16 protein-coding genes and 1 pseudogene are annotated in these 17604 nt (G+C 73.0%); 8 read left to right on the top strand and 9 right to left on the bottom strand.

The genetic code is table 11. The annotated features are described in order from the left end of the window. Positions 1-78: 78 nt before the first annotated feature. Together ACFFHC_RS11150 and ACFFHC_RS11145 are read left to right on the top strand one after the other, a co-directional pair. Positions 79-336: a hypothetical protein gene (locus ACFFHC_RS11150; RefSeq protein ID WP_070704366.1), complete on the top strand. Its 258-nt coding sequence runs from the start codon at positions 79-81 to the stop codon at positions 334-336. Between the two features lie 72 nt (positions 337-408). Continuing rightward, positions 409-1163: pseudogene (locus tag ACFFHC_RS11145) on the top strand (transposase). 9 nt (positions 1164-1172) lie between these two features. On the opposite strand, the gene ACFFHC_RS11140 reads toward ACFFHC_RS11145, so the two are convergent. The 5 genes from ACFFHC_RS11140 to ACFFHC_RS11120 form a co-directional block, all read right to left on the bottom strand. Further along, on the bottom strand, positions 1173-1466 hold the full coding sequence (locus ACFFHC_RS11140; RefSeq protein ID WP_070704357.1) for a hypothetical protein: 294 nt from the start codon (positions 1464-1466) through the stop codon (positions 1173-1175). A 171-nt stretch (positions 1467-1637) separates the two neighbouring features. Then, a complete protein-coding gene (locus ACFFHC_RS11135) occupies positions 1638-2576 on the bottom strand; it encodes a glycerophosphodiester phosphodiesterase family protein (RefSeq protein WP_379805446.1) in 939 nt (312 codons plus the stop codon). 126 nt (positions 2577-2702) lie between these two features. Beyond that, entirely contained in the window at positions 2703-4226 is a 1524-nt protein-coding gene (locus ACFFHC_RS11130) for a helix-turn-helix domain-containing protein (RefSeq protein WP_379805444.1), read from the bottom strand. A 92-nt stretch (positions 4227-4318) separates the two neighbouring features. After that, on the bottom strand, positions 4319-5605 hold the full coding sequence (locus ACFFHC_RS11125; protein WP_101849603.1) for an HRDC domain-containing protein: 1287 nt from the start codon (positions 5603-5605) through the stop codon (positions 4319-4321). Continuing rightward, positions 5605-6195, bottom strand: coding sequence for a DUF3000 family protein (locus ACFFHC_RS11120; RefSeq protein WP_070704788.1), 591 nt, complete (start codon positions 6193-6195; stop codon positions 5605-5607). The genes ACFFHC_RS11125 and ACFFHC_RS11120 overlap by 1 nt, the downstream gene beginning before the upstream one ends. 100 nt (positions 6196-6295) lie before the next feature. Between ACFFHC_RS11120 and hemE the strand changes: the two genes are divergently transcribed. The 3 genes from hemE to hemQ are packed head-to-tail and all read left to right on the top strand — an operon-like array spanning position 6296 to position 9491. Then, complete coding sequence (gene hemE, locus ACFFHC_RS11115) at positions 6296-7360, top strand: uroporphyrinogen decarboxylase (protein ID WP_070704791.1); 1065 nt, start codon at positions 6296-6298, stop codon at positions 7358-7360. Beyond that, positions 7357-8760, top strand: coding sequence for a protoporphyrinogen oxidase (gene hemG, locus ACFFHC_RS11110; protein WP_101849604.1), 1404 nt, complete (start codon positions 7357-7359; stop codon positions 8758-8760). Before hemE ends, hemG begins: the two co-directional genes overlap by 4 nt. After that, the gene (gene hemQ, locus ACFFHC_RS11105) at positions 8757-9491 is read left to right on the top strand and encodes a hydrogen peroxide-dependent heme synthase (RefSeq protein WP_070705698.1); all 735 of its coding nucleotides are present in this window, start codon (positions 8757-8759) and stop codon (positions 9489-9491) included. Before hemG ends, hemQ begins: the two co-directional genes overlap by 4 nt. 76 nt (positions 9492-9567) lie before the next feature. Here the strand turns inward: hemQ and msrB are convergent, their stop codons facing one another. Together msrB and ACFFHC_RS11095 are read right to left on the bottom strand one after the other, a co-directional pair. Continuing rightward, the gene (msrB, locus tag ACFFHC_RS11100; protein ID WP_070705697.1) at positions 9568-10029 is read right to left on the bottom strand and encodes a peptide-methionine (R)-S-oxide reductase MsrB; all 462 of its coding nucleotides are present in this window, start codon (positions 10027-10029) and stop codon (positions 9568-9570) included. A gap of 92 nt (positions 10030-10121) precedes the next feature. Then, a complete protein-coding gene (locus ACFFHC_RS11095; RefSeq protein WP_379805439.1) occupies positions 10122-12533 on the bottom strand; it encodes a DUF8508 domain-containing protein in 2412 nt (803 codons plus the stop codon). A 172-nt stretch (positions 12534-12705) separates the two neighbouring features. On the opposite strand from ACFFHC_RS11095, the gene ACFFHC_RS11090 reads away from it, so the two are divergent. Next, a complete protein-coding gene (locus tag ACFFHC_RS11090) occupies positions 12706-13761 on the top strand; it encodes a DNA polymerase domain-containing protein (protein ID WP_070705695.1) in 1056 nt (351 codons plus the stop codon). Between the two features lie 12 nt (positions 13762-13773). Here ACFFHC_RS11090 and ACFFHC_RS11085 read toward each other — a convergent pair whose 3' ends face one another. Together ACFFHC_RS11085 and ACFFHC_RS11080 are read right to left on the bottom strand one after the other, a co-directional pair. After that, a complete protein-coding gene (locus ACFFHC_RS11085; protein WP_070705694.1) occupies positions 13774-14097 on the bottom strand; it encodes a hypothetical protein in 324 nt (107 codons plus the stop codon). Between the two features lie 45 nt (positions 14098-14142). Continuing rightward, complete coding sequence (locus ACFFHC_RS11080; protein WP_141494737.1) at positions 14143-15237, bottom strand: ATP-dependent DNA ligase; 1095 nt, start codon at positions 15235-15237, stop codon at positions 14143-14145. A gap of 69 nt (positions 15238-15306) precedes the next feature. On the opposite strand from ACFFHC_RS11080, the gene glpK reads away from it, so the two are divergent. Both glpK and ACFFHC_RS11070 read left to right on the top strand, forming a co-directional pair. Beyond that, positions 15307-16857 (top strand): glycerol kinase GlpK, encoded by a 1551-nt coding sequence (gene glpK, locus ACFFHC_RS11075; RefSeq protein WP_070705693.1) that lies wholly within the window; start codon positions 15307-15309, stop codon positions 16855-16857. A 99-nt stretch (positions 16858-16956) separates the two neighbouring features. After that, positions 16957-17373, top strand: a complete 417-nt coding sequence (locus ACFFHC_RS11070; RefSeq protein ID WP_141494738.1) for a hypothetical protein — start codon at positions 16957-16959, stop codon at positions 17371-17373. The last annotated feature ends 231 nt before the right edge of the window (positions 17374-17604 follow it).

Genomic DNA, 17604 nt, shown 5'->3' with positions numbered 1-17604 from the left:
AAGGGGGCCTCGAGCCCTCCGAGTGCTTCAGCATCGGAGAACCCGGCGCAGGAGTACGAGGCCAAGGGGCCTGGCGGGATGGCCGCGCAGCTCAAGGGGACCCTGACGCAGCGGGAAGGATGCTGGGTCGTGGAGGGCGAGCACCAGGGCACGACCGTTCCAGTGTTCCCGACCGGCGAGGTCGTCTGGGAGGACGACGGCCTCACCTACCAGGGCACCCACTACGGCGAGGGCGACGAGATCGAGCTGGGCGGCGGGAACCCCGGTGAGAACGTCACGAGCGACTGCGAGGGCGACTCGGTGTTCCACGTCGCCGCCTCGTCCTCGTCTGAGTGACATGGGACTGCTGCACAGGTAGGTGACATCTGGTCTGTGGCGCTACGAGGCGTCGCTGGAAGGACGCGCACCGTGCCCAATCCCTGTCCCCAAGAGTTCCGTGACGACGTGGTCAGCGTTGCCCGAAACCGTGAATCTGGATAGACGATCAAGCAGATCGCAGCCGGTTTCGGGATCGCTGAGTCGTGCTTGTGCAACTGGATGCGCGCGGCCGAGGTGACCGGTGGCGCCCGGCCCGGGAGGACGACAGCGGAGAACGTCGAGCTGAGCGAGGCCACAAAGCGGATCCGGTTGCTGGAGCAGGAGAACGAGGTTCTGCGCCGCGCTGCGGCTCACCTGTCTCAGGCGAACCTGCCGGGAAAGTGATGTACCCGCTCGTCCGCGAGCTGGCCGGCGACGGGATCCCCGTCACGGTGACGTGCCGGGTGTTCAAGATCGCTCGCCAGCACTACTACCGGTGGCTGTCCAACCCGGTCACTGACGCCGAGCTGGCTGCCGCTTACCGCGCCAATGCCCTGCACGCCGACAGGGCATCGCAGTTCCGAAGCCGGACGTTCGTCCGCGCTCTGCACCGTCACGGCATGGTCGGCTCCATGGGCAAGGTCGGCGCGGCCGGCGACAACGCTGCGATGGAGTCCTTCTTCCCCCTGGTGCAGAAGAACGTCCTGGACCGTCGGCACTGGACGACCCGACAGGACCTGCGGATCGCGATCGTCACCTGGATCGAGCGCACCTACCACCGCCGCCGGCGGCAGGACGCTATCGGCCGGTTGGCCCCCATCGAGTACGAGACCATCATGACCACACTGGCCGCTCAGGCAGCCTGACCCGACCTGTCACCCGTCCGTGCAGCAGTGCCTCTGGCGGAAGTCATCGCCGGGGCGGGGCGCGATGCCCACGGAGGTGTGCGCCCGGATCGTGCCGTTGGACAGTCGCTCACGGCGGTAGCCCAGGCTCGACCACGCCGAGATGTGGGCGGCGCCCACGTACTGGGTGCGGGCACGGGCGAGGACGGGGCCGTGGGTGTGGCCGGTGGAGACGGTGCGCCCGGTGGCCAGGCGGACGGTCACCCGGGTGGTCTTGCTGCCGGAGGTGATGGTGACGCGGTCCTTCGCGCCGTCACCGTCCACGTCGGCGGTGGTCGTGTACGAGCTCGCCGCCGGGGTGGCCCCGGTGGTGGGCCCGGCCCCGGCCCTCGACCGGACGCCCCCACTGTGCCAGCCCCGGCCCGTGCGCGGCTCGCCCCCGACTCACAGGTGCCGCACGGTCGACTCACACCCGGTCGACGCACACCCGTCGGCTCAGGACCGTCCGGACACCACCGCCAGGGCGCGGTCGGCGCGGTCGGTCACCAGGCCGTCGACGCCCAGGTCGAGCAGGCGCCGCATGTCGGCCTCCTCGTTGACGGTCCACACGTGCACCTGCGCGCCGGCGAGGTGCGCCGCGTCGAGGAAGGCGTGGTCCACCACGCGCAACCCCCGGAAGTGCTCGGGCACCTGGTAGGCGTCGATGTCGTGGGCCACCCGCCGCACGAGCCGGTGGGTCCACTCCTCGGCTGCCGTGGCCAGATGCCGCCCCGGTGCGGCCAGGCGCCCCCGGGCCAGCTCGGCGGTGCCCACCCCGATGCCGGCGGCGAGCACGAGCAGCCGGCTGGCGGCCCACATCGCGGCCGTGCGGGCCTGCCCGGCCGAGGTGGCCACGGGGCGCGAGAGCAGGTCCAGCGCGCGCTGGCGGCGGGCGTCGTCGAACGAGGTGAGCAGCACCCGGTCGTGCACGCCGAGGCGCTCCACGAGGGCCACGGTCGGCTCCACCGCGCCGTCGGACTTGAGGTCCACGTTGAGGCGCAACCCCGGGTGCCGGGTGAGCAGTTCCTCCAGCGTGGGCACCGGGTGGCCGCCGGTGATGCGGGCCCGGCGCACCTGCTCCCACGGCAGGTCGGCGATGCGGCCGGTGGCGTCGGTGACGCGGTCCAGGGTGTCGTCGTGGAAGGCCACCACCACGCCGTCGGCGGTGGCGTGCACGTCGGTCTCCACGTACGTGCAGCCCAGGGCCACGGCGGCGTCGAAGGCCGCCATCGAGTTCTCGCTGCCGTCCGGGGCGAACCCGCGGTGGGCCAGCACGAGCGGGCTGTCACCCGCCAGGTAGGGCGTGCGCGTGTCCCCGGCGTCGGCACCGCCGGGGGAGGGGATGCGGGCGGCGGGGGCAGGGTCCTCGGGGAAGAGGTGTCGCGTGGCGGCCATGGGGGCAGCCTCCACCACCTCGGTGAACGGGATCTGTCCTGTGGTGGCCCGCCCCGTCCACCACGCCACACACACGACGGCCGGGCCCGCGCCTGCGGACCCGGCCGTTGGCCGTGCGGTGGGAGATCAGATGTCGCGGAACACCGTGATGCTCGCGCCCAACTCGTTGAGGCGCGTGGCCAGCGCTTCGTAGCCGCGGTTGATGACGTACACGTTGCGCAGCACCGAGGTGCCCGGCGCGGCGAGCATGCCGAGCAGGATGACCACGCCCGGGCGCAGCGCCGGCGGGCACATGATCTCGGCGGCGCGCCAGCGGGTCGGGCCCTCCACCTGGATGCGGTGCGGGTCGAGCAGCTGCACGCGGGCGCCCAGGGTGGATAGCTCGGTGAGGTGGATGGCGCGGTTCTCGTACACCCAGTCGTGCACCAGCGTCTTGCCCTCGGCCATGGCGCCGATGATCACGAAGAACGGGAGGTTGTCGATGTTGAGGCCGGGGTACGGCATCGAGTGCACCTTGTCCTGCGGTGCCACCAGCGGGCCGGGCTTGTACGTGATGTCCGCCAGGCGGGTGCGCCCGTTGGCCGAGGTGTACTCCTCGGTGAGCTCGTACTTCATGCCCATGTGCTCGAGGGTGGCCAGCTCGATCTCGAGGAACTCGATCGGCGCCCGCTCGATGGTGATCTCGGACTGGGTGACGATGCCGGCCGTCAGCAGGCTCATCGCCTCGATGGGGTCCTCGCTGGGGGAGTACTCGACGTCGGTGTCGATGTCCTCCACGCCGGTGATGGTGAGCGTGGTGGTGCCCACGCCCTCGATCCTCACGCCCAGCGCCTCGAGGAAGAAGCACAGGTCCTGCACCATGTAGTTGCTCGAGGCGTTGCGGATGACCGTGGTGGTCGGCTCCATGGCGGCGGCCATGATGACGTTCTCGGTGACCGTGTCGCCGCGCTCGGTGAGCACGATCGCGCGGCCCGGGGCCTTCTTGTTGACCGTGGCGTTGTACTGGCCCTCGGTGGCCAGCACCTCCAGGCCGAAGGGCTTGAGCGAGTTCAGGTGCGGGCCTACGGTGCGGGTGCCCAGGTCGCAGCCGCCGGCGTAGGGCAGCTGGAACTCGGGGTGCCGGTGCAGCAGCGGGCCGAGGAACATGATGATCGAGCGGGTGCGGCGGGCCGCGGCCTCGTCGATCTCCTCGAGCTTGAGGCGCTCCGGCGGGGTGATGCGCAGGTCGTTGGTGTCACCGAGCCACTTGGTCTCGACGCCGAGGGAGTTCAGCACCTCGATGAGGCGGTTGACCTCCTCGATGCGGGCGAGGTTGCGCAGCGTGGTGGTGCCCTTGTTGAGCAGGGAGGCGCACAGCAGCGCCACGGCGGCGTTCTTGGAGGTGCGCACCTCGATGCTGCCGGAGAGCTTGCGTCCGCCCTCGATGCGCAGGTGCTGGGGCATGGAGGCCGGCACGACGATGTCGTGGTCGAGGGCCTCGCTCACGCGGGCGATGGTGTCCAGGGAGAGGTTCTGCTTGCCCTGCTCCATGCGCGCGACCGCGCTCTGGCTGGTGTTCAGGATCTCCGCGACCTGCTGCTGGGTCATGCCCCGGTGCAGTCGGGCGTCGCGGATGAGGTTCCCGATCCGTGCCAAGTACTCATCAGTCATGCCCTCGACGGTATCTCATGGATGAGATATCGCAACCGGCCGACGCTCCGACAGGCCGTGTGTCATGGCCCACCTGCGGGTGCCCGACGGCCTCAGGCGGCCGCCTCGGCGACGGCGCGCACCACCACCGGCACCGCCAGGCCACGCTGCCACTCACGCGCCCCGCCGTCCGCCAGATGGCGCTCCACCTCGTCGGCGTCCACCCGGTCCCTCTCGGCGGTCTCCCAGAGCAGGTCGCGCAGCAGCGAGGGGGTGAGGAGGTTCTCCACGGGCACGCCCAGGTCGTCGGCGATCTCCCCGAGGTCGGCCCGTGCTCGGGCCAGGCGCGCGGCGGCGCGGGGGTCCTTGTCGGCCCACGCCTTGGCCGGGGGTGCCCCTACGGCGGGCAGGCGGGCGGCGGGCAGCTGGTCCTCGGGCAGGGCGCGGGCGCGCTGCACGGCCCCCCACCACTGCTCCTGGTGGCCCTGCAGCGTGGCCAGGGCCCGGCGCACGCGGCGCTCGGTGGTGCCCGCGGTGCGCGAGGGCCGGCCGCCTCGGGCGCGGCCGCTGCGGCCGGCGAGGGCGAACTTCACCACCGGGGCCATGTCGGCCGGCTCCACCATCGGGGCGGTGGCCAGGGCCACGAGCGCCTCGTCGCGGATCACCTTGGAGGGCGGCACGTCGCGCTCGCGGGCCATGGCGTCGCGCACCTGCCACAGCTCGCGCAGCGTGGCGGCCTGCCGCGGACGGCGCAGCCGGTGGGAGCCCGACGTGCGGCGCCAGGCCTCCTCGGTGTGCTCCTTGCCGCGGAAGTGCGTGAGGGCCTCGAACTCCTGCCGCGCCCACTCCAGACGGCCCAGGCGCTCGAGGTCCTGCTCCATCGCGTCGCGGGTCTCCACGAGGACCTCCACGTCCAGCGCGGCGTAGACCAGCCAGTCGTGGGGGAGCGGGCGGGTGGACCAGTCCACGGCCGAGTGCTCCTTGGCCAGGGTGAGCCCCAGGTAGTGCTCCACCACCGCGGCCAGGCCGACCCGGGGCAGTCCCACGAGGCGCCCGCCCAGCTCGGTGTCGAACAGGGCGCGGGGTGCCAGTCCCAGGTCGGTGAGGCAGGGCAGGTCCTGGGTGGCGGCGTGCAGCACCCACTCCGGGCCGTCCAGTGCCGCGGACAGGGGCGACATGTCGTCGATGCCGGTGGGGTCCAGCAGCACGGTGCCGGCCCCCTCGCGGCGCAGCTGCACCAGGTAGGCGTCGTTGCCGTAGCGGTGGCCCGAGGCGCGCTCGGCGTCCACGGCCACCGGTCCGGTGCCGGCGGCGAGCCGGGCGGCGGCCTCGGCCAGCGCGGCGTCGTCGGCCACCACCTCCGGCAGCGGCTCGGCAGGGCGGTCCAGCGGGGTGGGCATCAGCGCACCCCGTGCAGGGCCACCACGCCCTGCGGGAGCTCCGGGACGGGCGGCAGCCCGGCGATCGTGCACAACAGGTCCCTCCAGGCGTCGAAGTGGCGCAGCAGGTCTGCGTCCAGGGGTGTCCAGGAGGCGCGCACCTCCAGGGTGACCTCCGGCCCGAGGTGCTCGCGGGCCCCGAAGGGCTCCGAGGTGACGCGCGTGCTGGTGCCGCTGAGCGTCTCCAGGTGGCACCCCTGCTGGGCCAGGCACTCCTGCAGCCAGGCTCGACCCACCTCGCCGAACAAGGGGTCGTGCGCCAGCTCGGACTCCACCGGGCTGCTCGCGAAGGTCACCACGCGCCAGTCACCGCCCCACTCCTCCGGCGAGTCCGGGTCGTGCAGCAGCACGAAGCGGCCGGCGGCCAACGGCTCGGCCTCCGGGTCGGCGGCCGGCACCTCGGCGGTGAAGGCCACCGAGGTGGGGGCCAGACGCGAGGGGGAGGGGACCTCCTCGCAGAGCACGCCGGCGCGCGGCGGGGCGCTCCGCAGCATCTCCAGGGCGGCCTCCGGGTCCGCAGCACGGCGCCCGGGCAGGAAACGGGGGGTCACACCGGGGACGATATGGCGCGGCGCCGACAACCTCCCGCAGGCGCGCCGTGCCGCCCCGCCCCGGCCGGTGACACGGCTGCTGCCGTGGGACGATTCGGCCATGACTGAGCACGCCGCCACCGGTTCCCCCACGCCCTCCGCCACGGTGCCCACCCTTGTCGCCGCCGCACGGGGACAGGAGGTGCCGCACACGCCGGTGTGGTTCATGCGCCAGGCCGGTCGCTCGCTGCCGGAGTACCGCGCTGTCCGTGAGGGCAACGCCATGCTCGAGGCCTGCCGCGACACCGACCTGGTCACCGAGATCACCCTGCAGCCGGTGCGCCGCCACGACGTGGACGCCGCCATCTTCTTCAGCGACATCGTGGTGCCGCTGCAGGCCGTGGGGGTGGATCTCGACATCGTGCCGGGCACCGGCCCGGTGGTGCCGCAGCCCTTCCGCACCCGTGCCGACCTGGACCGGCTGCCGGAGCTCACGCCCGACATGGTCCCGGACATCAGCGCCGCCATCGCCGCCGTGCGCCGCGAGCTGCGCCCCGACCAGGCCCTCATCGGCTTCGCCGGCGCGCCGTTCACGCTGGCCAGCTACCTGGTGGAAGGGGGCCCGTCGAAGAACCACGAGAACACCAAGGCCCTCATGCACGGCGACCCCGAGCTGTGGAACGCGCTGTGCGAGCGCCTGGCCGCCATCGCCGGGGCCTTCCTGCAGGTGCAGGTGGACGCCGGCTCCGATGCGGTGCAGCTCTTCGACTCCTGGGTGGGCTATCTCAACCGCCGCGACTACCAGCGCTTCGTGGCCCCGCACTCCGCGGCCGTTCTCGCCGCCGTGGAGGGCCGCGTCCCCCGCATCCACTTCGGCGTGGGCACCGGGGAGCTGCTCGACCTCATGGGTGACGCCGGCGCCGAGGTGGTGGGCGTGGACTACCGCGTGGACCTGGCCGACGCCCTGGCCCGCACCGGCGGCCGCCACGCGCTGCAGGGCAATCTCGACCCGGCCCTGCTGTTCGCCCCCACCGAGCCGCTCATGGCCCGCGTCGACGAGATCGTCGCCGCCGGCCGCACCGCGCCGGGCCACATCTTCAACCTCGGCCACGGGGTGCTGCCGTCCACCGACCCCGACGTCCTCACCCGCGTCACCGCGCGCGTGCACGAGGTCTCCGCGCGATGACGCGAGCGGTCGTCGTCGGTGGAGGACTCAGCGGCCTGGTGGCCGCCCGGGAGCTGGTGGTTCACCACGGCATCGCGTCGGGTGACGTGACCGTGCTCGAGGCGCGGGAGCGCGCTGGCGGTGTGCTGCTGCGCGGCGAGGTGGCCGGCCGCACCGTGGACCTCGGTGCGGAATCGGTGCTCACCACCCGCCCCGAGGCGACGGACCTGCTGGCCGAGCTGGGCCTGGCCGAGGAGGCCGTGCACCCCACCGGGGTGCCGGCCGCGGTCTGGTCGCGTGGCGGCATCCACCCGGTGCCCCGCGGCACCCTCATGGGTGTGCCCGGCGACGCCGCGCAGGCCGCCGGGCTTCTCACCGAGCAGGAGGTGGACCGCGCCGACGACTCCGGCCGCGAGCACCCGCCGCTGGTCGAGGACGTCTCGCTGGGCGACCTCGTGGCCGAGCGGATGGGCGACGCGGTGGTGGACCGCCTCGTGGAGCCGCTCCTGGGCGGGGTGTACGCCGGCCACGCCCGCCGGCTCTCGGTGCGGGCCTGCCTGCCGGCGCTCGCCGAGGCCGCGGCCGAGGGGCGCTCGCTCACCGAGGCCGTGCAGGCCGCCACCGCCCGCAGCGGGGGAGGCACGCAGGCCCGGCCCGCACCGCCGTTCGCCTCCCTGCCCGGGGGCCTGGCCCGCCTCGTGGAGGCGCTCACCGACGACCTGGTGGCCCGGGGTGTGAGGGTCCGCACCGGCACCCCGGTCGAGGCCGTGACGCGCACCGACGGGGGCTGGGAGGTCCGCGCCGCAGGCCAGGCGCTGCCCGCCGACGCCGTGCTCCTGGCCGTGCCCGCCCCGGCCGCGGCCGCCCTGCTGCGGCCCGAGCTGCCCGCCGCGGCCGACGAACTGGCCGCCGTGCCCACCGCCTCGATGGTGGTGGTGACCTTCGCGTTCCCCACCGCCGCGATGCCGCCCCTGGACCGCTCGGGCTTCCTCGTGCCCCCGGTGGACGGCCGCGCCATCAAGGCCTCCACCTTCCTCAGTGCCAAGTGGCCCGGTGTGGGCGACGACGAGGTCACCCTCGTGCGCGCCTCCCTGGGCCGGGCCGGGGACGACCTCTCCGACCGCACGGACGACGAGCTGGGCGCCCTGGCCCTGGCCGACGTGGCGCAGGCCGTCGCGGAGCACACTGGCGCCGACCTTCCCGCGCCGCTGGAGGTCCGGGTGCAGCGCTGGCCCGACGGCCTGCCCCAGTACGAAGTGGGGCACCTGGAGCGCATGGCCCGCGTGGCCGACGCCGTGGCCGCCGTGCCCGGCCTGGAGCTCGCCGGGTCGGTGTACGACGGGGTGGGCATCCCGGCCTGCATCGGTACCGCGAGGGCGGCCGCCGCCCGCCTCGTGGCCGGTGGGAGGATGGGCGCATGAGCAGCTCAGATCGCGTCAGCCCCGCCAAGGTCCGGGAGATCAACGAGTCCGTCCGCTACACGATGTGGTCGGTCTTCGAGGTGCCGGACGTCCTGCCCGCCGACCGCGTGGAGCAGATCGCCACCGAGGCCCAGGAGTTCCTCGACGGCCTGTCCGCCCAGGGCGTGGAGCTGCGCGGCACGTACGACATCGCCGGCATGCGCCCCGGTGCGGACTACCTCGTGTGGTGGCACGCGGAGTCCAACGACCAGCTGCAGGCCGCCTTCCGTGCCTTCCGCCGCACCGAGCTCGGCGCGCGCTCCCGCTGCACCTGGACCGCATCGGCCCTGCACCGCCCGGCGGAGTTCAACAAGTCCCACGTGCCGGCCTTCCTCGCCGGTGGTCGTGTACGCGAGTACCTGTGCCTGTACCCCTTCGTGCGCGACCCGGAGTGGTACCTCATGGAGGCCGACGAGCGCCGCCGCATGCTCGTGGAGCACGGCATGAAGGCCCGTGACTACTCCGAGGTGCGCGCCAACACCATCCCCGCCTTCGGCCTGGCCGACTACGAGTGGGTGCTGGCCTTCGAGTCCGACGACCTGGGCCAGATCGTGGACCTCATGCGCACCATGCGCGAGACCGACGCGCGCCGCCACGTGACCCTGGAGACGCCCTTCCACACCGGCAAGCGCACCCCGCTGGCCGACATCGTGCGTGAGCTGCCGCACCACCCGGCCGTGCAGGCCGGCTGAGGCACCCACCGACCGACTGCACGACGACGGCCAGCTCCTTCACCGGAGCGGGCCGCCGTCGTCGTCGAGGGGAGCGTCAGTCCCGTCCGCCGCGGACGGTCTCGCCGCCGTCGTCGGGGGTGAAGGTCATGCACACGGAGTTGATGCAGTAGCGCGTGTCCGTGGGGGTGTCGAAGCCCTCGCCGGTGAACACGTGGCCCAGGTGGGAGCCGCACGCCGCGCACCGGGCCTCGATGCGGGGGCGGTTCGGCAGGGAGTTGTCCTTGAGGTACTCCACGCGGTCCTCGGCGAGCGGGGCGTAGAAGGCCGGCCAGCCGCAGTGCGCGTCGAACTTGGTGCTGCTGCGGAAGAGCTCGGTGCCGCACCCGCGGCAGGAGTAGACGCCCTCGCCCTCGAAGGACTCGAACTTCCCGGTGCCGGGTCGCTCGGTGCCGGACTGGCGCAGCACGGCGTACTCCTCGGCGGAGAGCTCCTCGCGCCACGCGGAGTCGTCGCGGCCCAGAGGGTACTTGGCGGAGTTGAGCAGGGGGATGTCCATGGGCAGATCCTCCCACCGCACGCTGCGCGCCACCCCCATCGGGTCGACGGGGGTGGCGCGCGGGTGAGTCAGCGCAGGGCGCGAGTGACTGGTCAGCGCAGAGCGCGACGGTCCACGCTGACCACCTGCGGGTCGTGGTCGCTCAGCTGGTCGTGGAAGTCGGCGTTGACGTGCACCACGTCGTGGCGGTAGGCCGTCACCGGACGCTTGCCCTGGAAGGCCGTGGTCATGCCCGGGGAGAGCAGCAGGTGGTCCAGCACCTGGCTGTTGCCCTGGTAGGTGTACGTGTACCGGTCGGCCGGGTGCAGCTCGCGCGGCAGGTCCCGCAGCGCCGTGGCACCCGAGCCCACGAGCGTGTCGGCCACGGGCGAGAACTCGAAGTCGTTCACGTCACCGGCCACGATGACGTTCGCCTGCGCGTCCTTGGCCAGCAGCGAGTCCACGAAGCCGCGCACCTCGCGGGCCTGCTCCATGCGCTGGGTCTCCGAGGAGCGCACCGGCTGCTGCCAGCGGCCGAAGATCGGGTCGTCACCGCCCTTGGAGCTGAAGTGCACGCCGATGACGAACACCGGGCGGCCCTGGAAGGAGTACTCGGCCACCACCGGCTTGCGGGAGTTCTCCCACGCGCTGCTCAGCGGGTTGATGCGGCCGGGCGAGGCCGAGAGCGCCGCCCAGCGGCCACGGGACTCCACGGTGGTGGCCGTGGTCGCGTCGCCGCCGGGGCGGTGCACGAACCTCAGGCCGTCCACGTCGGTGCGGTGCAGCATCACGTTGCGGATGTTGCCGCCCGGCTGGCCGCCGTCCTGTCCGTCCTCGGGGTTCACCCAGCGGGCCTCGTAGCGGGGGCCGCCGGCGGCCTCGATGGCGGCGATGAGCTGGTCGGTGGTGGTGGAGGAGTCCACGGTGCCGTCGTTCTGCACGCCGTTGTCGTCCTGCACCTCCTCCAGGGCCACGATGTCGGGGGCGCCCAGGTGGTCCACCAGCTGGCGGGCCAGGCCGTCGAACTTGGCGGCGTCGTCGGTGGGGTCGAGGTTCTCCACGTTGAAGGTGGCCACCTCGAGGGCGTCCTTGCGGTTGGGCGCGGCCACGTCGCGGCTGAACGGGCTGGCCTGCACGGAGCCCAGCTCGGTCACCTTGAGCTTGAAGTTGGCGTACGAGTAGTCGAGCACGCCGGCGGTCAGGCCGTCGAAGCGCGCGCCGGTGTCCACCTGCGGCAGCCCCTCGGAGCCCAGCAGGTCGCCGGCCAGCTGCACGCGGCGGGCGTTCGGCTGGTCGTAGCCGCCGTAGACCACGCCGCCGAAGACGCTGCGCTGCGCCCCGGCGTCGGCGGGCACCACGGGCACCTCGTCGAACGAGGCGGTGGGGCCCACCGCCTGCGCGTCGCGGACGCCCACGCGCATGCCCTCCAGCGCCTCGTAGGCATCGATGGCGTCGACCTGCGGCAGGAAGGGCACGCCGGCGTACTCCACCGAACCCGGGTCGCCGGACTCCACCGTCTGCGCGGGCACCTGCACGTCCTCGCCAAGCACCACCGGGGCGGGCACCTCGCTGGTGCCGGTCACGGTCACGGTGGGGTTGGTGAGCTGGGTGGTGGTGAGGTTGTCGTGGCCGCCGGAACCGCCGGGCCGGTACTCGGCCACCAGGCCGTCCACGAGCACCGCGTCGCCCACGGCCACCCGGGTCTTGCCGCGGGTGTACACGTACACGCCCTCGCTGGTGGCGTCGTCCTCGTCGGGGGTGGTCGACTGCATCCAGAAGCCGTTGCGGTCGGTGGTGGTCACCACGCCGGGCACGCCCCGCACGCCCTGGCCCTCCAGCGGGGAGCGGTGCGCGGTGCCCTGGATCTCGGCGATGGTGACGTCGCCCGGCTCGGGGTCCGGGTCGGGGTCCGGCACCGCGGAGCAGTCCACGGGGGCCTCGGTGCTGTTCTCCGGGGTGGGGGCGCCGGTGGTGAAGTCCGCGGCGTTGCTGTCGGTGTCGTGGCACGGCTGCGTGCGGGCCACCGAGGTGGTGTTGGAGGTGGCGCCGGCCGGCAGGCCCTCGGCGGCGTTCGCGCCGCCCCAGCCCAGCAGGTCCACCACGGAGCCGTCCGGGCCCACCAACTGCAGCTTGGCGCCGGAGGAGGACATCGGCACGGTGCCGGTGGCGTCCGGGGTGGGCAGCGGGGCCGCGGAGGTGTTGGACCCGGCGGCCTGCTGCACCAGGAACCGGGCGCCGGGGGCCACGGAGCCGGAGAGCTTCGTCACCTGGGCGGAGCTGCCGGTGGCGGAGCGGTACTCCAGGGTCCAGCCGGTGAGGTCGACGGCGTGGTCGCCACGGTTGAACAGCTCCACGAAGTCGTTGCGCAGCGGGGCGCCGGAGTTGCCGCCGCCGCCGTAGGCCTCGGAGATCACGAGGTCCTCCGAGACGGCGTGCGCGGGCGCGGTGGCCGCGCCGGCCAGGGAGGCGGCCGGCAGCAGGAGGGCCAGCGTCAGGGCCAGCGGGGTGCGGGTGAGGGGTCGCATGGTGCGTGGTCTCCCAGGTGGGGGAACAGGACGCTGCACCCTGACAGACCACGGTGTGCACAAGGTGCCGCCCACGTGGACGCCCGGTGAACGAGGCCGCAGCGCACGGACCGCGCCGTAGGCTCGCCGGTGCGCGGGCTCACCGCGCACCCCCTCGAGGCAGGAGCACGGCATGGCGAGCAAGGCCACCACCCTGGAGGTGCCCGGACCGGACGGCACGGTGCGGCAGGTGCGGGTCTCCAGCCCCGACCGCGTCATGTGCCCCGCCGGCGAGGCGCCCGGGGCGCTCGAGGTCACGAAGCTCGACCTCGCGGAGTACCTCGTGGCCGTCGGCGAACGCTTCCTGACCGCCAACGCCGACCGGCCGGTGACCCTGCAGCGTTTCCCCACCGGCATCACGGGGGAGGAGTTCTACTCCAAGAACCCGCCCAAGGGCGCCCCGGAGTACCTGCGCACCACGACCTGCACCTACCCCAGCGGGCGCTCGCACGAGCAGGTCGTCCTCGACGAGGTGGCCTCGGTGGTCTGGGCGGCGCAGATGTCCACGCTCACCGTCCACCCCTGGCCCGTGCGGACCACCGACCACTCCGGGGAGCTGCTCAACGACTGCCCGGACCAGGTACGCCTGGACCTCGACCCGATGCCGGGGCGCGGCTTCGGCGACGTCGTCACCATCGCCCGGGCGGCCCGCGAGCTCCTCGAGGAGGTGGGGCTCACCGCCTACGTGAAGACCTCCGGCAACCGGGGTCTGCACGTGTTCGCCCCCATCGCCCCGGAGCGGGAGTTCCTCGACGTGCGCCACGGTGTTATCGCGCTGGCCCGCGAGTTGGAGCGCCGCCTGCCGGAGCTGGTGACCACGCGCTGGTGGAAGGAGGAGCGGGGCGACAAGTGCTTCGTCGACTTCAACCAGCACTGCCGCGACCGCACGCTGGCCGGGGCGTGGAGCCCCCGTGCGCTGCCGGGTGCGCCGGTGTCGCTGCCGGTGGCGTGGGCCGCCCTCGATGCCGTGGTGCCCGGCGCGGTGAGCGTGCACACCGTGGCAGAGCACCTGGCCGAGCCCGACCCGTGGGCCGACATGCTCGAGCATCGCGGGGACTTCTCCCCGGTCATGGCGATGTGGGAGGCCGACCTCGAGCGCGGGCTGGGGGAGGAGCCGTTCCCGCCGGACCACCCGAAAATGCCGGGTGAGCCGCCCCGTGTGCAGCCGAGCCGGGCGCGGAAGGCCTGAGGCCGGCGGCCCTCAGTCGCGCGCGGCGCGGCGCTCCCGCGCGGTGCGCTCGGCGCGGGTGGCCAGCAGCCCGGTGGTGCCCAGCACCAGCAGCAGGGCCACGAAGGTCACCAGGGCCAGCGGCAGCCACCCCATGCCGTTGGCGCCCAGGAGGTACAGGCCGGCCCCCACCAGCAGGGCCACGAGCGACATCGCGCGCACGATGCCCTTGACCGGCACCGGCAGGGAGCCGGAGCGTCCCAGCATCAGCACGGCCACCACGGCCAGCAGCCCGGCGCACACGGCGCCCGGGATCCACGAGGTCGTCTCGCCGGCGGCGGTGAGCAGTGCGTGCATGGGTCCTCCCGAGGTGTTCGTGGCCGTGCGCTCCGGTGGGGACTCTCAGGAGTCCGCGGCCAGCACGGCGTCCAGATCGTAGCCGGAGGCCACGTCCACCTGCTCCAGCGTGCACTGCGCGGCGTCCTTGTCGTCGCGCCAGCGTAGGAAGCGCACCGCGTGGCGGAACCGGTGGCCCTCCAGCTGGTCGAAGGCCACCTCCACCACGCGCTCGGGGCGCAGCGGCACGTAGCTGGTGTCCTTGCCGGAGGTGAACCGGTTGCGCGCCCGCTCGGCGCTGGCCACCGACCCGTCGGCCTCACGCACCACCCAGGGCTGCAGCTCGGCCTCGAGCTCGGCCCGCCGCGCCGTGGTGAACGCCGAGGCCCCGCCCACCGGCACCAGCTGGTCACCCGACCACAGTCCCGGCAGCAGCGAGCCCACCCCGGTGCCGCTCTTGTGCACCCGGTAGCCCACCACCACGGCGTCGGCGGTGCGCTTGTGCTTCACCTTGAGCATGGTGCGCTTCCCCGGCTCGTAGGGGGTGTCGAGCCCCTTGGCCATGATCCCGTCGAGCCCCGCGCCCTCGAAGCGCGTGAACCAGTCGGCCGCCTCCCCGGGGTCGGTCGTCGCCCGGGTCAGGTGCACCCCGCCGGATGCCGGGAGCCCACCCACGAGCGCCGCCAGCCGCTCGCGTCGCTCGGCGAAGGGCCGCTCCAGAAGCGAGCCGCCCGCATCGGCCAGCAGGTCGAAGCAGATCACCTCGCCGGGGGTCTCGGCCGCCAGCCGCTCGATGCGGGAGGCCGCCGGGTGGATGCGCTGGGCCAGGGCGTCCCAGTCCAGCCGCTCGGCGCCGGGCTCCCCGCTGCGCACCACGAGCTCGCCGTCCACGATCGCCGGGGCCGGCACGGCACGCACCTTCTCCACCACCTCGGGGAAGTACCGCGCCAGGGACTTGCCGCTGCGCCCCAGCAGGTCCACCGCGTCGTCGCCCTCACCCACGGCCGTGGCGGGGTCGGTCGCGGCGCCGCGCACCACGAGCACGCGGAAGCCGTCCCACTTGGGCTCGTAGCTGCACCCACCGGGCAGGGCGTCGGCGGCAGGGACCTTCGCGGCGGCCTTGGCCAGCATCACGTCGGGGATCACGGGGGAGTCGGGCATGGCGCCAGTCTGGTGCACGCCGGCCCATCCACCCGTCTCCTCCGCCCCGCCCGTGGCAGGGTGCCTGTCATGTCCAGCCCCCGCTACGTGCTCGCCATCGACCAGGGCACCACCAGCACCCGCGCCATGCTCTTCGACCGCGACGGGCGCCCGGTGGCCACCGACCAGCTGGAGCACCGGCAGGTGCTGCCCCGCCCGGGGTGGGTGGAGCACGACCCGATGGAGATCTGGCGCACCACCCGGCAGGTGGTCGCCGGTGTGCTGGCGGCCGCGGACACCAGCGCCGCGCACCTGGCCGCCGTGGGCGTGACCAACCAGCGCGAGACCACCGTGGTGTGGGACCGCCGCACCGGCGAGCCGGTGTGCAACGCCCTGGTCTGGCAGGACACCCGCACCCGCTCGATGGTGGAGGAGCTCGCCGCCGAACCCGGCCCGGACGGCGAGCCGCTGGGGGAGGACCGCTTCCGTGAGGTGACCGGCCTGCCCCTGGCCACCTACTTCTCCGGGCCCAAGCTGCGCTGGGTGCTGCAGCACGTGGAGGGCGCCCGGGAGCGCGCCGAGGCCGGTGACCTGCTCTTCGGCACCGTGGACACCTGGTTGGTCTGGAACCTCACCGGCGGCGTGGACGGGGGAGTCCACGTCACCGACGTCACCAACGCCTCGCGCACCCTGCTCATGGACCTGCGCACCCTGGCCTGGGACGCCGACACCTGCGCGGCCCTGGGCATCCCGATGGCGATGCTGCCGCAGATCCGTTCCTCCTCGGAGGTCTACGGCCACGCCCACGAGCACACCGTGCTGGCGGGTGTCCCCATCGCCGGGGCGCTGGGCGACCAGCACGCCGCCACCCTGGGCCAGGCCTGCCTGGAGCCGGGCACGGCCAAGAACACCTACGGCACGGGCAACTTCCTGCTGCTCAACACCGGCAGCCAGCCGGTGCGCTCGCAGCACGGCCTGCTCACCACGCTGTGCTGGAAGCTGGGGGAGGCCGACCCGGTCTACGCCCTCGAGGGATCCATCGCCGTCACCGGCTCCCTGGTGCAGTGGCTGCGCGACAACCTCGGCCTCATCAGCAGCTCCGACGACGTGGAGACGCTCGCGGCCACCGTGGACGACAACGGCGGCGCCTACTTCGTGCCGGCCTTCTCCGGGTTGTTCGCCCCGCACTGGCGCGCCGACGCCCGGGGCGCGCTGGTCGGTCTCACCCGGTACGTCGACAAGGGGCACATCGCCCGGGCCGTGCTGGAAGCCACCGCCTTCCAGACCCGCGAGGTGGTGGACGCGATGCTGGCCGACGCCGCCGCGCTGGAGCTGGACGTCACCGAGCTGCGCGTGGACGGCGGCATGACCGTCAACGACATGCTCATGCAGTTCCAGGCCGACGTGCTCGACGTGCCCGTGGTGGTTCCCGAGGTGTCCGAGACCACCGCCCTGGGCGCGGCCTACGCGGCGGGTCTGGCGGTCGGGTTCTGGCGCGACACCGCCGAGCTGGCCGCCCACTGGCACGAGGCGCGCCGGTGGGAGCCGCAAATGGACCCCGCGGTGCGGGACCGCCACGTGCGCACCTGGGCCAAGGCCGTGCAGCGCACCCTGGACTGGGTGGAGGACGAGTGGGTTTGACCTGGGCAAAGGGGGGGGCGATAAGAATGCGGCGCGACAATCACCACACACGAAAGGACGGTCGCCCTGCGCACCTCATCTACCCTTCGATGGATCAGGATGGCCCTGCCCACAGCAGTTGCCGGGGCCGTTCTGGCAGCACCCAGTGCAAGTGCGGGTGACGGGAGTTGGTCCAGTTTCTGGCGTGGTGCGACCCTGCACCAGACCACCCGTGTGTGGAACGACGCAGCCAACTCCTCGGCGGGGACGGTCGTGTGGTCCAAGAACTGCAAGCGGCACTTCGACCGTGGTCAACAGCTGAACCCCCTGCCCAATGTCGTTCTCGGGCTGGACCGCAACGAGCCGTGGTACAAGAAGGACATCTTGATCCGGAACGTCACGCACTCGTGCGGCGGCTATCGAGAGTTCAACCACGGCTGGCAGCGCAAGGATGACTACATGGTTCGGTTGAACGGTTACCAGCACATCTCCTACCGCGAAGCCGTGGACTTCCAAGGAATCGGCGTCAAGTACTGAGGAGTCGAATTGGCTTCATCGTCCTTCGGGCTGGCGGGCGTCACCGTCCACCGCGGCGGCCTCTGGCGTGGCCGTCGACAGGCCGTTCTGGAGAACCTGACATGGATGGTGCCCGACGTTCGTCGCACCGTCCTCCTGGGGGCGAACGGAGCTGGGAAGACCGGCTCTTCGGAGTTGAGCGTGGGTCATGGGGTGAGTCCTCCGCCGATGAGGAGCATGCGGAGTCGGTAG

The sequence above is a fragment of the Kytococcus schroeteri genome (assembly GCF_042433515.1).
Classification (GTDB): domain Bacteria; phylum Actinomycetota; class Actinomycetes; order Actinomycetales; family Dermatophilaceae; genus Kytococcus; species Kytococcus schroeteri.
Note: the sequence above shows the minus strand (reverse complement) of the source record. Positions and strands in the feature narration are given on the sequence as shown.